General features: G+C 33.1%; 17 protein-coding genes and 2 other annotated features. Of the genes, 1 reads left to right on the forward strand and 16 read right to left on the reverse strand.

Annotated features, from left to right (window positions below; translation table 11 throughout):
* Positions 1–94 precede the first annotated feature (94 nt).
* Genes rpmA through rplU form a run of 3 tightly spaced genes read right to left on the reverse strand, consistent with a single transcriptional unit; the run spans position 95 to position 1,019 of the window.
* Positions 95–379 (reverse strand): 50S ribosomal protein L27, encoded by a 285-nt coding sequence (gene rpmA / locus BCB69_RS03055; RefSeq protein WP_022514159.1) that lies wholly within the window; start codon positions 377–379, stop codon positions 95–97.
* A gap of 5 nt (positions 380–384) precedes the next feature.
* Positions 385–711, reverse strand: coding sequence for a ribosomal-processing cysteine protease Prp (locus tag BCB69_RS03060; protein ID WP_069176978.1), 327 nt, complete (start codon positions 709–711; stop codon positions 385–387).
* Entirely contained in the window at positions 711–1,019 is a 309-nt protein-coding gene (gene rplU, locus BCB69_RS03065; protein WP_022514161.1) for a 50S ribosomal protein L21, read from the reverse strand. Before rplU ends, BCB69_RS03060 begins: the two co-directional genes overlap by 1 nt.
* A gap of 10 nt (positions 1,020–1,029) precedes the next feature.
* Positions 1,030–1,102, reverse strand: a sequence feature (ribosomal protein L21 leader region).
* A 194-nt stretch (positions 1,103–1,296) separates the two neighbouring features.
* Here rplU and BCB69_RS03070 point away from each other — a divergent pair.
* Complete coding sequence (locus BCB69_RS03070; protein WP_022514162.1) at positions 1,297–1,773, forward strand: S-adenosylmethionine decarboxylase family protein; 477 nt, start codon at positions 1,297–1,299, stop codon at positions 1,771–1,773.
* A gap of 34 nt (positions 1,774–1,807) precedes the next feature.
* On the opposite strand, the gene pheT is transcribed toward BCB69_RS03070, so the two are convergent.
* The 13 genes from pheT to rpiB all read right to left on the reverse strand — a co-directional run bounded on the left by pheT (position 1,808) and on the right by rpiB (position 15,235).
* Positions 1,808–4,276, reverse strand: a complete 2,469-nt coding sequence (pheT, locus tag BCB69_RS03075) for a phenylalanine--tRNA ligase subunit beta (protein WP_069176979.1) — start codon at positions 4,274–4,276, stop codon at positions 1,808–1,810.
* 18 nt (positions 4,277–4,294) lie between these two features.
* On the reverse strand, positions 4,295–5,308 hold the full coding sequence (gene pheS / locus BCB69_RS03080; protein WP_173644821.1) for a phenylalanine--tRNA ligase subunit alpha: 1,014 nt from the start codon (positions 5,306–5,308) through the stop codon (positions 4,295–4,297).
* Positions 5,309–5,568: 260 nt separating this feature from the next.
* Positions 5,569–5,763 (reverse strand) — a binding site (T-box leader).
* A 12-nt stretch (positions 5,764–5,775) separates the two neighbouring features.
* Positions 5,776–6,912 carry an acyl-CoA dehydrogenase family protein gene (locus BCB69_RS03085; protein WP_022514165.1) on the reverse strand — a complete coding sequence of 379 codons (1,137 nt, stop codon included), beginning with the start codon at positions 6,910–6,912 and terminating at the stop codon, positions 5,776–5,778.
* 442 nt (positions 6,913–7,354) lie between these two features.
* The gene (locus tag BCB69_RS03090) at positions 7,355–7,912 is read right to left on the reverse strand and encodes a hypothetical protein (protein ID WP_022514166.1); all 558 of its coding nucleotides are present in this window, start codon (positions 7,910–7,912) and stop codon (positions 7,355–7,357) included.
* 198 nt (positions 7,913–8,110) lie between these two features.
* Positions 8,111–8,254 (reverse strand): hypothetical protein, encoded by a 144-nt coding sequence (locus BCB69_RS06580; RefSeq protein ID WP_173644810.1) that lies wholly within the window; start codon positions 8,252–8,254, stop codon positions 8,111–8,113.
* A 318-nt stretch (positions 8,255–8,572) separates the two neighbouring features.
* Positions 8,573–9,043, reverse strand: coding sequence for a hypothetical protein (locus tag BCB69_RS03095; protein WP_022514167.1), 471 nt, complete (start codon positions 9,041–9,043; stop codon positions 8,573–8,575).
* Entirely contained in the window at positions 9,037–9,159 is a 123-nt protein-coding gene (locus tag BCB69_RS06545) for a hypothetical protein (RefSeq protein ID WP_257784616.1), read from the reverse strand. The genes BCB69_RS03095 and BCB69_RS06545 overlap by 7 nt, the downstream gene beginning before the upstream one ends.
* 643 nt (positions 9,160–9,802) lie before the next feature.
* Positions 9,803–11,017, reverse strand: coding sequence for an ABC transporter permease (locus tag BCB69_RS03100; protein ID WP_022514168.1), 1,215 nt, complete (start codon positions 11,015–11,017; stop codon positions 9,803–9,805).
* Positions 11,014–11,718: an ABC transporter ATP-binding protein gene (locus tag BCB69_RS03105; RefSeq protein ID WP_022514169.1), complete on the reverse strand. Its 705-nt coding sequence runs from the start codon at positions 11,716–11,718 to the stop codon at positions 11,014–11,016. Before BCB69_RS03105 ends, BCB69_RS03100 begins: the two co-directional genes overlap by 4 nt.
* 2 nt (positions 11,719–11,720) lie before the next feature.
* The gene (locus BCB69_RS03110) at positions 11,721–12,803 is read right to left on the reverse strand and encodes an efflux RND transporter periplasmic adaptor subunit (protein ID WP_022514170.1); all 1,083 of its coding nucleotides are present in this window, start codon (positions 12,801–12,803) and stop codon (positions 11,721–11,723) included.
* A gap of 190 nt (positions 12,804–12,993) precedes the next feature.
* On the reverse strand, positions 12,994–13,404 hold the full coding sequence (locus BCB69_RS03115; protein ID WP_022514171.1) for a GtrA family protein: 411 nt from the start codon (positions 13,402–13,404) through the stop codon (positions 12,994–12,996).
* 35 nt (positions 13,405–13,439) lie between these two features.
* Positions 13,440–14,678: a serine hydroxymethyltransferase gene (locus BCB69_RS03120; RefSeq protein ID WP_069176981.1), complete on the reverse strand. Its 1,239-nt coding sequence runs from the start codon at positions 14,676–14,678 to the stop codon at positions 13,440–13,442.
* 107 nt (positions 14,679–14,785) lie between these two features.
* Positions 14,786–15,235, reverse strand: coding sequence for a ribose 5-phosphate isomerase B (gene rpiB / locus BCB69_RS03125; protein ID WP_022514173.1), 450 nt, complete (start codon positions 15,233–15,235; stop codon positions 14,786–14,788).
* Positions 15,236–15,237: the final 2 nt, after the last annotated feature.

Consider the following 15,237-nt stretch of genomic DNA (forward strand, 5'->3'; position numbering starts at 1 on the left):
CTCTTATAAGAGTGGTTTTTATTTATCTAATCAAATTTTATTTTAACAGTATAAAAAGGATTCTCTTTTTTAGAGAATCCTTTTTATAACTTTTTTATTCAGTTACCGGATAAACACTTACCTGTCTTCTGTCTCTTCCAAGACGTTCATATCTTACCTTGCCTGCAGCAAGTGCAAATAAAGTGTCATCTCTACCAATACCTACATTCAATCCCGGATGAATATGGGTACCTCTCTGGCGAACTAAAATATTGCCACATTTAGCAATTTGACCATCATGCATCTTGGTTCCAAGTCTTTGTGAGCGAGAGTCACGACCGTTTTTAGTACTGGAAACACCTTTTTTATGAGCAAATAACTGGAGATTAAACTGTAACATGAACTTCACCTCCTATGGTTTTTCATTATAATTCGTTCTGGAAATTGTTTTTGTACTTCTGTAAGACCATTAAGCATAGTTTGTATAATGACTTCTGTATAACTGTCACTTTCTTTTCCAAGATCTACTAAGAGATATCCACTATCACTTTTATAAACGCCTTGTTTATGCAAAACATTTTTAATACCAAATGCTGCTGTTAAAGCAATAGATGAGACAGAAGCACATACAAGATCATAACCGAGTTGTTCATCTTCCGCTTCCGCATGACCTGTAATACGGAACTTTGAGATAAAGGCCTCCGGTTTACTCCAAGTCTCTACAGTAATCATTATCCTTCAATCTTTTCAATCTTTACAAGTGTATATGGTTGACGATGTCCCTGACGACGACGGTAGTTGGATTTAGCCTTGTATTTGAAAATACGAATTTTCTTTCCTTTACCATGTTCAACAACTTTGCCGGTTACTTTAGCACCTGCAACAGTGGGTTGTCCTACCTTCATTTCATCTCCGGAAACGAGAAGAACTTCTTCAAATGCTACATCTTCTCCTACCTGAGCATCAATCTTTTCAATGGTAATGCTCTTGCCTTCTTCTACGCAATACTGCTTACCACCTGTTTTGATAATAGCGTACATATGTGCACCTCCTTATACTATACTCGCCAAATACAGGCACTCTTATGAGTTTAAAAGCCTTTTTTGTGCGGTTGCGCCACAGCACTTTTGTACGATGACTTCATTATTATATCGATTACAATTAAATATGTCAATTATATTTCCTTATAGCTTCTACTCTTTTTGTTTTTTCTAACTATTTTATAGTACAATCTATCTTTTAATAGTTTATTTTTGTTATAATAAAAAATGTTAAATATCTAAATGTAAATAACCGTATTTAAAGCAAGGAATTATTATGAGCAACTATACAGGAAAACATATTTTATTAGATTGTTACGGATGTAAGACAGAACATATCCAATCAAAAGAATCTCTCTTATCTATAATAACTGCTATCTCTAAAACTATTAAAATTGAACTTATAAAAACAGAGGAATCTCTCACAGAAGAAGAAGTTATTTTAGCAGGTTTTGGTTTACGTTCACAAGTATGTATTCATGCCTATCCCCAATTAAACTATGTAGCAGCTGATATTTATACCTTTGAAGTAGGATTTAATCCAACACAAGCCATACAAATTATGAGAAAAACATTGGCTGCTGAAAAAATTAGAGCCACGTCCATTCGTCGTGGTAATATTGATGCACACCCGGACATGAAACCTACCACTAAATCTAAAACCACTACATTACGAAAAGTAAAAAATGTAGGGCGTCAAATTAATCAAGCTCGTAAAAAATTTGTCTCAACAATCAGAAAGAAAACAATATAAAAAGATGGTTATGATATCATAACCATCTTTTTATTTATGATCTGAGTTTACAATTATTCTTTTCTAATTCTTGAACAATTTTTGTAATCCAACCATCTACATCTGAATCAGTCAGTGTTCTATCCGCTGCCCGGAAAGACAAGGAATATGCCATACTCTTATATCCAGCAGGTACTTGTTCCCCCTGATATAAATCGAATAATTGAACATATTCTAATTGCTTGCCCCCCCGTTTTTCAATTATTACTTTAGTTTCTTCATTAGTAAGCTCTATCGGAACTAAAATTGCCAAATCTCGTACAGATGCCGGATATTTAGGAATGATAGTAAATTGTATTCTATCATTGATAAAAGGAACTAAATCGGTAAGATGTAATACAAATCCTAAAACTTTCTTCTTTACATGATATGCATCCAAAGTAGCCGGATGTATTTCACCAAAAGAAGCTATTATTTTATCATCTTTAATAATATCTGCAGAAATTCCCGGATGGAAAACCGGACAACTGCTTCTTATAGTTTCATATTCTCTAATCCCTAGTACATTAAGGATATTTTCTATAACTCCTTTTATATCATAAAAATCATATGCCTTATGATTATTCGGATATCCGTCTTCACCAATACTTCCCGTCATAAGACCTGAAACTAAAGTTTTTTCTATAGGGAGATCCTTTAAAGGTAACTCTTTCGGTTGATATACTTTTCCTACTTCAAAAAATGCTAAATCTGTATTTTTCTGTGATAAATTATAAGTCAATGTCCCCATAAGTCCAGGGAATAAAGTAGTACGTAAGTCAGGATATTCGTCAGAAATGGGGTTTAAAATTGGAATGGCATTATAAATTTCATCAGAAGAATTATAATTGAATTTATTTAAATCGTCTTTATTCATAAAGCTATAATTTAAAACCTGAGAAAATCCATTAGAAATCAAAGTATCTTCAATGCTATCTATAGCTTCTTTTTCAATACTCATCATCCCCTCTGTGATATGACTCCATGGCGTGGTGTTCGGGATATTAGCATACCCAAATACACGGGCTATCTCTTCGGCTAAATCTTGCTTCCCGTCTAAATCCACACGGAAGGCAGGTACTGTTACGCTAAGATTGCCAGCATCTGATTCTACATTAAAATGCAAACGTTCTAATATATTTATAATTTCTTCATTAGAAAGAGAAATCCCGATGTAAGAGTTAATATAATCAAAGGTGGTCTCTATGACTTGTTTTACAGGTAAAACAGGGTATTCATCAAGAATATCATTCGCTACAATACAGGCACCTTGCTCTTCTAACAATTGGCAAACTCTATTGATAGCATCTTCTGTACGAACAGGATTAACGCCCTTTTCATATCTTCCGGATGCTTCACTGCGCAATCCAAATCTACGAGAAGTTTTACGAATGGATACACTGTCAAAAACAGCTGCCTCCAATAATACATTTTGAGTAGAGTCCGTTACTTCTGAATATAATCCTCCCATAATTCCGGCTAAGCCTACTACTCCATTATTATCTGCAATAACTAAATCTTCAGAAGTAAGCTTACGTTCTTCTTTATCAAGCGTAATTAAGCATTCCCCTTCATGTGCATGACGAAGAGTCAATGAATGTCCTGCTATTTTATCATAATCATATGTATGCAATGGTTGTCCTAACTCTAACATTACATAATTCGCTGCATCTACGATATTATTGATAGGACGAATCCCATTGCTTCTAAGTCTATTCTCAATCCATTCCGGAGAACGTGTAATTTTTACATTTTCCAATAATCTACTACAAAAACGACGGCAGAATTTAGAGTCTTCTATGTTAATAGAAGCTCGACCTACAATAGATTCTCCTGTTGCATTTACCTTAATTTCAGGAAGTGTTACTTTTCTATCAAAAATCGCGCCTGTTTCCATTGCCATGCCCACCATGCTGGAACAGTCTGCACGATTAGGTGTCAATTCCATTTCAAATAAAATATCATCCAAGTCATATGCATGATGGAAGTCTACACCTATAGGAGTGTTTTCCGGAAGAATCATAATTCCTTCCACTTCTTGATCCGGATATAAGTTTACATCAAGCAACAGTTCCGATACAGAACACATCATACCGGCAGAAGGAACCCCTCTAAGTTTTCCCTTTTTAATTTTTACTTCGCCAACTTTAATTCCATTAGGAGCACTATTATCATGTTTTGCAGGAAGACGTGCCCCCGGAAGAGCTGCCGGAACAATCTGTCCCGGTTTTACATTATCTGCACTGGTAACAATTTGTACCGGTTCTTCTTGTCCTACATCTAATTGACAAACTACTAAATGTTCTGCATCCGGATGTTTTTCAACTTCCAAAATTTTACCGGTTACTACCCCTTTAATTCCGGCAGCGGGATGAATAATATGTTCTACAGGAATACCATCTATAGTAAGAGTTTCTGCTATTTCCTCCGGTTGTAAGTCTTTGATATCAACAAGTGTTTTAAGCCACTTTAATGAAACATTCATTATAGAAATCTCCTTTCATTAAAACTGTTTTAAAAATTTCATATTATTTTCATAGAATAAACGTAAATCATCTATACCATAAAGAAGCATCGCAATACGTTCTATCCCCATACCGAATGCAAACCCGCTCACTTTATTCGGATCATAATTATTAAGCTCAAAAACATTAGGATGTACCATACCACAACCCAAAATTTCAAGCCAATTCGGATCATCACTTTGTTCATCTATACGAGAAGAGAAGGAAATATCCACTTCTGCACTGGGCTCAGTAAAAGGAAAGTAACTTGCACGGAATCTAATTCTTGTATCCGAACCAAATAAATCTTTTAAAAATACTTCTAAAGTTCCTTTTAAAGCAGAAAATTTAATACCCTTATCTACTACAAGACCTTCTACTTGATGGAATACAGGAGAATGTGTCGCATCATTATCCCAACGAAAAACTTTTCCTGGAGCAATCATTCGAATAGGTGTATTAGGTTCGTTTCGCTGCATGATACGAGCTTGTACCGGCGAAGTTTGCGTACGTAAAAGAATATCGGGTGTAATATAAAAAGAATCTTGCATATCTCTTGCCGGATGATCTTTAGGCAAATTAAGACAATAGAAATTGTAATAATCACTTTCTATTTCCGGACCTTCTTCTACAGAATACCCCATACGTGTGAATGATTTTACAATAGTACGTAATGCTTTATTTAATGGATGAATATGCCCTCTTCTATCGTGACGTGCAGGTAGTGTAATATCAATTTTTTCACTTTCAATTTTTTCCATTAAAATTTTATTCTTAAGTTCTTCCTTTTTTCGACTTTCCATGGACTCAATTTCATTTCGAATTTGATTTGCCATAGCGCCCATTTGCGGCCGCACTTCATCAGAAAGATTTTTCATCATACGTAAAATACCGGTTAAACGTCCTTTTTTGCCTAAAAAAGCAACACGTACTTCATGTAGTTCTTTCTCATTTAATGCTGCTTGGATCTTCAAAGAAGCTTCTTCTTTCATATGTTTTAAATCGGACGTCATAAATTCCATAACATGAGCATGCAAAACATTGGTAAATTCAGATAATGAGTCTTGATGTTCTTTTTCTAATTTTTTTATATCATCAAGAAGATTCATCATTTGATTCCGAGCTTCTAAAACTACATCTGTATTTCCTACTTTTTCCTTGATAGATTCCAATAAGTAGGATGCTTTCTTTTTCAGCTCTTGAAAATTTCTTTCTTCCATTATGTACTCCTCCTAAATAAGATTTAATTATAAAAAATAAAAACACTCCACCCCTTAGGGGCGAAGTGTATATTCGCGGTACCACCCTTGCTATTTACTCAAAAACTTTAACGCAGTTATACGTTTATCCTACTTAATTCAGATAAAGGCTCCGAAGTGAATTAAACCATTTAATTATTTTCGGTGTCACACTCTCACCGAATCCCTGAGAATAATGTAAACAATTCTTTCTTCATCATTACCATTATAAATACATTGTATCAGTGAAGAACTTCATTTGCAATAACAAGACGCTGAATTTGATTAGTTCCTTCATATAATTGCATAATCTTGGCATCACGCATATATTTTTCTCCAAAAAAATCACGAGTATATCCAACTCCCCCCATGACTTGTACAGCATCTGTAGTAACTTCCATAGCTATATCGGATGCATAACATTTGGACATAGCAGAAAACATCGCTGCTTGTGGATCATTATTCATTTGCATTACACATGCTCTATATACTAATCCACGTGCTGCTTCAATCTTCATTGCCATATTAGCAATCATTTCTTGTACCATCTGGAAAGAAGAAACTTTTGCACCAAATTGTTTTCTTTGCTGTGAATAAGCAACTGCCTCATCTAAAGCGGCTTGTGCAATACCAACAGACAGTGCACCTACTACCGGACGAGATGTTTGTAATGTTTGCATGGCAATCTTAAAGCCACGCCCTTCTCTACCTATTCGCTGGGAGTCGGGTACAAAACAATCCTCAAAAATAATTTCAGAGGTAGAAGAAGCACGAATCCCCATCTTATCTTCTTTCTTCCCGATAGAAACACCTTTAGCTTTAGCATCTACCATAAATAAAGTAAGTCCACGAATACCTCCTTCTTGTCTAGTATTAGCAAATAAAGCAATTTTATCTGCTATAGGTCCATTGGTAATAAAAGATTTATTTCCACTAATAAGATATCCATCATCCACTTTTTTTGCTTGACAAGATACGGCGCCTGCATCAGAACCGGCCCCGGGTTCTGTCAAAGCAAACGCTGCCATACCACCTTCATTTAAACAATTGCACCATATATTTTTTTGTTCTTCATTTCCCGCCTGAAGAACAGGAAACGTAGCCAATGCATTAGCAGCACAAATAGTAGCAATGCCGGCACACCCCATCGCTAATTGTTCTGCAACCATAGCTACAGTTAAAATATCCAATCCTGCACCGCCATATTCTTTGGGTATCGCTAATTGCGTCATCCCTGATTGTTTTAATATGTTCATCAAAGAATCAGGAACTATTCCGTTTTTATCTATAATCAAAGATGCTACTTTGATTTCTTCCTGTGCAATAGCTCTTGCAAGTTCTACAACTTCTCTTTGTTTAGGTGTAAGTGAAAAATCCATTATAGACCTCCATCAATATAATTCTTATTTCTTGCATTATAACATATAAATGAATTACTATTATTCTCTTATTATAACCACATAAGCCTATTATTTGATTTGTATATCTATATTTGTTTTTATAATTTTGCTTATATTTCAAGAAACATTTTGTCAAGTACCTTTTTATATTTATAGATGCTTTTTCTGTAAGGTATTTTCATTTTTAGTCAAAGAAAAAACCTCTAGTCTTTTTGATTTACTGTTTTGGTATTTGATATCCCTCTATTTGTCAGACTAAAGCAATTATTATTTACTTCATTCTTCAAGCGTATTTGTCGGCAAAATTTGAATAATATTCAAATTTTCCAAGAACTTAATACAGAAAAATATTAGCAATACAATTTAACTTTTTCATCCCCTAAAAATTGTTTTGCACGTTATAAGTTAACGAACAAACTCATTAATTGGCACTTACATACTTCTCAAGAATCTCTTTAATATCTTTACTCAACTCCAATGCGATTTTCATATCCTTTGCATCACTTGTTCCTAAAGGATTTAACTGAAAACTCCCCATAATATTATTCCACTTCTTACTCCTAAGTTTAAAGGTTATTTTATCTGTATCAGTATATATTATGATAGATACATTATTTATATGATTTCCTTTTGCTTTGTTTATTATCTCGCAATACGAAACCGAACCAGACATGATTTCTTTTCCATTTTCCAAGATTTTGATATTTGTCACATTAAGTTCTACGACATAATTTTTTACTAACTTCTTTTGTATTTTACTGACAAGGAAAAAACTCGCACAAATTATTAAAAACATGAAAAAAACATATCCAAATTCAAACAAAGAAGATTGATTTGATTTTATGCTTTTATCCAAGCCTGTATAAAACAGCCCGAGCTGTATCGCTAAAATCGGAAACATGATTATCGCAGAAAAAGCAAAACCTATGATTGTCTCTTGTTTACCTGATCTCACTGCCCTAAATTCATATTTTTTCATTAAATGCCCCTTTGATATCACATAAAGTATCATTACGAAACATTGTTATACTCCCAGTCACCATAATTTCATCTTTATAAGTTCAATTTTGTTTGTCTATACTAACCGAATTATTATACCACTTTTCATAACCCTAACTCATTTCTCTTTACCGGTGTATGCTCTTTCTCCCGTTCCTGTAACTGCTCTATACAGGTCTTAACTTTTTTCTGCTTGTTCTACTTCTTCTCTTATTTCTAATATTTGATTGTAAAGGTTTTGTTTGTCTTTCTTCAAAGTGGCAACTTCTGATTTCCATTTGGATATATTTAAGGTCTTACCTTCTCCTAAATGCACTTTCAAATAAAATAAGCTCTGCTGTATGCGCGTTATAAAAATCTTCCTGTTTACTTTTCTTTTATTTTGTAACTGCTTGATTTTTTCATCTGCTATTAAGATTTTTCTTCTATGTTTTTCATTTTTCGTTTTCCTCTCTTTCTAATTTTGAACAAAAAACAGTAAACCTTTTTTGATTTACTGTTTCTAATTTAGATATTCTACTTGTAATTCTAAAAAAATATAATTTATTTTCAAAATCCTTAACCACTCCTTGACTTTTTATATTTTCCCTATCTGCAAAAAACTCTATCAATTTTTTCTTATGGAGTTAATCTTTTATTCCTAAAATTCAGGCATATATTTATATATGCCTATAAACAAACTAATAATAAGAATGGAATAAAATAAAGTGGCTAGTATCAATTTTTGTTTACTCTTACATGTTTTTCTTGTTGATTTTTGTTCCAGTATAATAATCAAAAATATAAAAGCCTCTACAAAATATATAAAACCTAAAGTATAAAATGCGGTCTTTGGTTTAGCATAAAGCGAAAGATACCAAAGAAAGTCACCGATATGGGCCAATCGCAGAAAACTCAATCCAACAATAATAGGAATCGGTATAAGAAAACTTAATATCCAAGCTGTTTTTTTACTCTTAACTTTTATAAGAGGTTTCAACTCACAAAAATGCTTTGTATAATAATCATCCGGAAAGAATAAATAGCTTAGCAGCCTTGCAAATCTTACAATTAAAATACCGCCAAGTACAAAAATCAAAATATACAATAAAAAAACTTTATAATCTAACATATTTTTACCTCTTCTGCTTTCAAGGTATAGTATTCTTCCGTATACTTTCTTGATAATTGCTCATAGTGTTCTGTATCCATATTGCCAAGAAAATTTTCTTCATAGAGCTTATTCATTACTCTTTCTATACTATTTCATTCTGTCTGTGATTTGTGGCATACGCTTTTTATATTTCTTGACTTCTTCAGTCTGCTCTTTATCCAGACTGCTTTTTTAGCTTCTCAAACTCTGCTTTAGTTTCTGGAGAATACGGTGCTATCTTTCGCAATACTTCTACTAATGTTTCCATAACAGCCTGAGATCAATACGATATGAGGAATTGCATTTAGGTTATTTTGCGTTTCCTCTTGTATATCCACTACAATAGGTTACACGCTGTACTTTTCCGTTTTTGAGTATGGTGCGAATGTGGATTCACGTTCAGCAATATTTACAGTACATCAAGCCTGAAAGGAAATTTTTCCATCGCCGTTTAGTCTTTTAACAGATACATTATTTTCAAAAGTAGTTCAGTCTATAATCGGCTCATGCACATTGTCTATAATCTGTCACTTGCTTTTATCTACATAGCCACAATACTCTTATTTTGTTAAAATACGTATTAATGTGGCTTTGTTCCATCTATATCTGTTGGTTTACTTTTTGTTGTTCCCCTGTTTTACTATTTCATAACCCCTCTTTTCATATGTTAATTTTAACATATGTCACATATTTTTATAAAAAAGAAATTCCTATGTACAATACATAGGAATTTCTTTTTTATTCATAGTGTAATGCTTCTATAGGATTAAGCTTTGCAGCTTTTCGTGCAGGATAAATACCAAATACAAGTCCAATTAAAACAGAAAAGAAAAAAGAACCGATAACAGGTGCTGATGTAATAACGGTGGATATAGATACTATATGTGGAAGTATCTTCGCTATGCTACATCCAATAATTACACCAATAATACCTCCCGTAAGACTAACCGTTACAGATTCAATTAAAAACTGAATAATAATCATATGAAAAGTAGCTCCTAAAGCTTTACGAATACCGATTTCTTTTGTTCGTTCAGTCACAGAAACTAACATGATATTCATAATACCTATACCACCTACTAATAAAGAAATAGCAGCTATACATCCAAGAAAAAGTGTTAAACTTTGTGTTGTATTTTCTACCGTTTCTAAAATATCTTGTGAATTTTGTATACTAAAATCGTCATCATCAGGAGAAGATGTCTTATGCCGAGTTCTTAACAGATTAGTCACATCTGTTTCTATTTGATTTAATCGACTACTATCTTTAGACGATACCACTATAGCATGCACATAAGTAATTCCCATCATACGTTCCTGAACTGTAGTAAATGGACAAAAAATTTTATCATCTTGATCTTGAAAACTATAGCCTTTTTCTTTTAATATCCCAATCACTGTAAAAGGTTGATTCCCTATTCTAATTTTTTTCCCCAAAGGAGATTCTTTCCCAAATAAATTGGTTGCTACAGTTTTTCCTATAACAGCAACTCGTGTACGTTCATTATATTCATCAGTAGTCCACCAACGCCCTTCATTAAGATGTTGATTTGAAATATCTGCATATTCTACAGTAATTCCTGTAACTGAAGTAGTCCAATTCTTATTCCCATTAACAGTTATATAGCTATCACTTACTATAGGCGCTGCTAAATCTATATTGGGCAAATTTTGAATAGCTAAATAATCTTTATAACTAAGATTCTTCATGGATCCTGCAGCAGATTTCATGCCGGGTTTATCATTAGCTCCTGGTGTAATCGTAATAGTATTAGAGCCAAGACTTGAAATATCATTTTCAATATCTGCTTTTACACCATAACCAACAGACATCAACGCAATAACTGCGGATACGCCTATAATAATTCCTAACATGGTAAGCAATGATCGCAATTTATTACTTACAATAGAATGCCATGCCATTTGCATACTTTCAAGATAAATATTTGTCATACCAATTTACCTCTTATATCTTTACTAATATGTCCATCAGAAAGAATAACATGACGAGACGCATAATTAGCTACACCAGTTTCATGTGTTACCAAAATAACAGTTTTACCTAATTTATATAATTTTGTAAATATTTCCATTACTTCTTTTGTCGATTTACTATCTAAGTTACCTGTTGGTTCATCAGCCATAATAATGGAAGGATTATTAATTAATGCACGTGCTATAGCAACTCGTTGACGTTGCCCTCCTGACATTTCTGCCGGAACATGATCAATTCTGCTTTCAAGCCCTACCAATTCCAACATATGAAGTGCTCTTTCTTTTCTTTCTGATTTATATACATGACCATAAATCATAGGCAGAATAACATTATCTAATGCTGATAGCCTAGGAATTAAATTAAAACTTTGAAATACAAACCCAATCTCTTTATTTCTTGTATACGCTAACGCATCATCGTTTTGATTAGCAACTTCTTTCCCATTTAACAAGTAAGATCCGGTTGTAGGACGATCTAAACATCCCAAAATATTCATTAATGTGGATTTACCTGCTCCGGAAGATCCCATAATTGATACAAATTCGCCTTTCTTTATAGAGAGATTAATATCTGTTAATACAGGGACCTCTTGCTTTCCAATATAGTAACTTTTAGAAATATTTATTAAATTAATTACATTATCCTCTATATTTGTCATAGTTATGGTCTCCTTTGTCGCTTGTTGTCAGACTTAGTGTCTATTTCATTCGCAATAGTACCACTTACAACAATTTCATCTCCTTCAGATAATCCTTTTAAAATCTCTACTTTTTGATCTGTAGTAATACCTGTTTTTACATAAACCTTATTCAATTCTTTCCCTACGGACTTGTAGACATAAGATCCTGAAGCATCCGTTCGAATAGCAGTAACAGGAACTAATAAGCTATCTTTATTTTCTTTCCCAATAATAGTCGCACGAGCAGTCATAGAAGGATATAAACCTTCCAACTCATCTGTATTAATAGTTACATATACCGTATAGTAAATAACAGAAGAGGATACTGATGAGGAGGATGAAGAATATTTCTTTTTAGAAACATTTCTAACTACACCATGAAATACTTTTCCCGGATATGCATCAACTGTAAATTCTACACTTTGTCCAGCAATAACTCCTCCTATATCCGTTTCATCTACAAGCAGTTGAATTTGCATACTACTTAAATCAGCAACCGTCATAATAAGCATTTGACTAGCTAACCCTTGAGAAACCGTTTCTCCTGCTTTCATAGGTTCTCCAATCACAGTTCCATCAAGCGGAGATATAATCACTGTGTCATTTACTTCTGCTTGTGCTTTATCATAAGCAGCCTTAGCATTTAAATATTCTAAACGTGCATTATCTAAAGTCTGGTAGGAAATAGCATCTTGTTGATACAACTGAATTAAACGATTATAATATGATTCTTTATTTTCTAAAGTATTTTGTGCGTCTTCTCGTGTACTATTTAAAGCTTTTGATTGGATTGTTGCCAGTTTTTGTCCTACAGTTACCTTTTCATTTTGTTTCACATATACTTTTTCAAGTATCCCGGAAGCGTTAGCTGATAAGTCTACACTATTGATAGGTTCTATAGTTCCTGTAGCATCAATATGAAGTGATATATTGCCTTTTTCTACTTTCCCAAGTGTATAGCTAGGTACCGCTTTTTCTTGCGTGGATACATAACTATATCCTCCACCACATGCTATAGCAAGCAAACTTATGCTTATGATAATCCATTTCCATTTTTTATTCATGCAAATTCCTCCTATAAAGCATTGGTAATATCTATATTTATGAATTTAATATTTTTATAATTTTAGCATAGATTTTTAAATACACAAGTTATTTTAATGATTTATAAAATAACTTATATGTGTTTATGGATCACATACATTGAAGCATATAAAAAAGCAAGGAATTTATTTTCCTTGCTTTTTTATATCATTATTTTCTAATTAAAATATATCTCTTTGTAATATAGTTCCAAATCATAACGATTCCACTTGCAATCACTTTTGCAAACATATACCACCATGCAATGATTTCAACTAAAAACCACATAACTCCTTGATTAATTATTAATCCTATCAATGAAGTAATAATAAATAACCCTATTTCTAAACTGCTTTGATGCTTCACATTAAAAACAACAAGCAAACAAAGAATATAATTAACAAGTAACGAAACCGTAAACGCTATAGCAGAAGAAACTAAATATCCTATATGCATATATTCAGTTAAAACATATAACAAAATATATTCAAGAAGAAAACAGCCTCCTCCAACAATAAGAAATCTTATGACTTCCTCTATTCTCTCTTTGTCCGTAAAGTTTGATAATAATCTATTAATCAAAAGATGCTCCTGTAAAATTTCCTTTGAAATTCTATTTAAAAGTCTTTATACAGCGGATATTTATCACAAAGAGTTTTGACCCGTGATTTGACAATGTTTTTTACTTCTTCACTTTCAGTATTTTTTAATACAGCACTAATAATTCCTGCTAATTCTACAAAATCAGCTTCTTTAAATCCTCGAGTTGTTAATGCAGGTGATCCCAAGCGAATTCCACTTGTAACAAAAGGACTTAATTTTTCAAAAGGAATCGTATTCCTATTACACGTAATTCCTACTTCATCTAATACATTTTGTGCTTCTTTTCCATTAATGCCTAAAGTAGTTACATCAGCAAGCAATACGTGAGTATCCGTCCCGCCTGATACCACTCGAATTCCACTTCGAATTAATTCATTGGATAATGCTTTTGCATTAAGACAAATCTGATGAGAGTATGTCTTGAAATCATCAGTTAGTGCCTCTCCTAATGCAATTGCTTTTGCAGCAATCACATGCATTAATGGGCCACCTTGAATTCCAGGAAATATTGCTTTATCAATAATTTTAGCTAAAGCTTCTTTACACATAATAATTCCCCCTCGTGGACCACGGAGTGTCTTATGTGTAGTGGTAGTTATAATATCTGCCCATGGTATCGGATTAGGATAATCGCCACCAGCCACTAATCCGGCAAAGTGAGCCATATCTACCATAAATAAAGCATTCACTTTTTTCGCGATTGTCGCCATTCTTTCAAAATCAATAATACGTGAATAAGCACTGGAACCACCAATCAACAACTTCGGCTGAGTTTCTACTGCAATTCTTTCCAATTCATCATAATCAATACGTTCATCCAAACGACTTACACCATAAGAAACAACATTAAAGTAATTACCTGAAATATTAACAGGGCTTCCATGAGATAAATGTCCACCATCATTTAAATTCATGCCCATTACAGTATCACCGGGCTTTAAAATACCATAATAAACTGCTAGATTTGCTTGTGATCCGGAATGTGCCTGTACATTTATATGTTCAGCACCAAATAACTCTTTAGCCCTATCAATAGCTAATTGTTCTACTTTATCTACAAACTCACACCCACCATAATATCTTTTCCCCGGATAGCCTTCGGCATACTTATTAGTCATTATACTGCCTTGTGCTTCCATAACTGCATAACTTGTAAAATTTTCAGAGGCTATCATCTCTAATTTATTTCTCTGACGGTTCAGTTCTTCTTTGATACTTTCATAAACTGCTTTATCTTGTTTTATATGTTTCATACTTAATTTCCTTTCTTGATTTCCTTAATGTATTACCACATTTATTTCCTAGAAAATACCTATAATAAAAATTAAAATGAAATATAACAAAGTTATAAATATCAAAATTATTCAAACAAAGAAGATTCTAACTGTGCAATTTTATTTACACGTCTTTCATGTCTTCCACCTTCAAAAGACGCATTTAAAAAGGTGTCTACTATTAAGGTAGCAAGTCCTATCCCTACAACTCTTGCGCCCAAACATAATACATTCGCATTATTATGTGATTTCGCATGATAAGCTGAAAATTCTTCTCCGCACACTACTGCACGAATGTTTTTCATTTTATTTGCAGCAATACTCATTCCTAATCCGGTACCACAAACTAGAATAGCAATTTCTGCATTTCCATCTTGTACTTTCTTACATGCTTTTTCTGCATAATCCGGATAATCACAAGATTCCTTTGTATAAGTTCCACAATCAATGACTTCTATTCCTTTATCTTTTAAGTGTTCATTAATTACATTCTTTAATTCTAATCCACCATGATCACTTGCTATTGCAACTTTCATTC

This window comes from Dialister pneumosintes (assembly GCF_001717505.1).
Taxonomy (GTDB): domain Bacteria; phylum Bacillota; class Negativicutes; order Veillonellales; family Dialisteraceae; genus Allisonella; species Allisonella pneumosinta.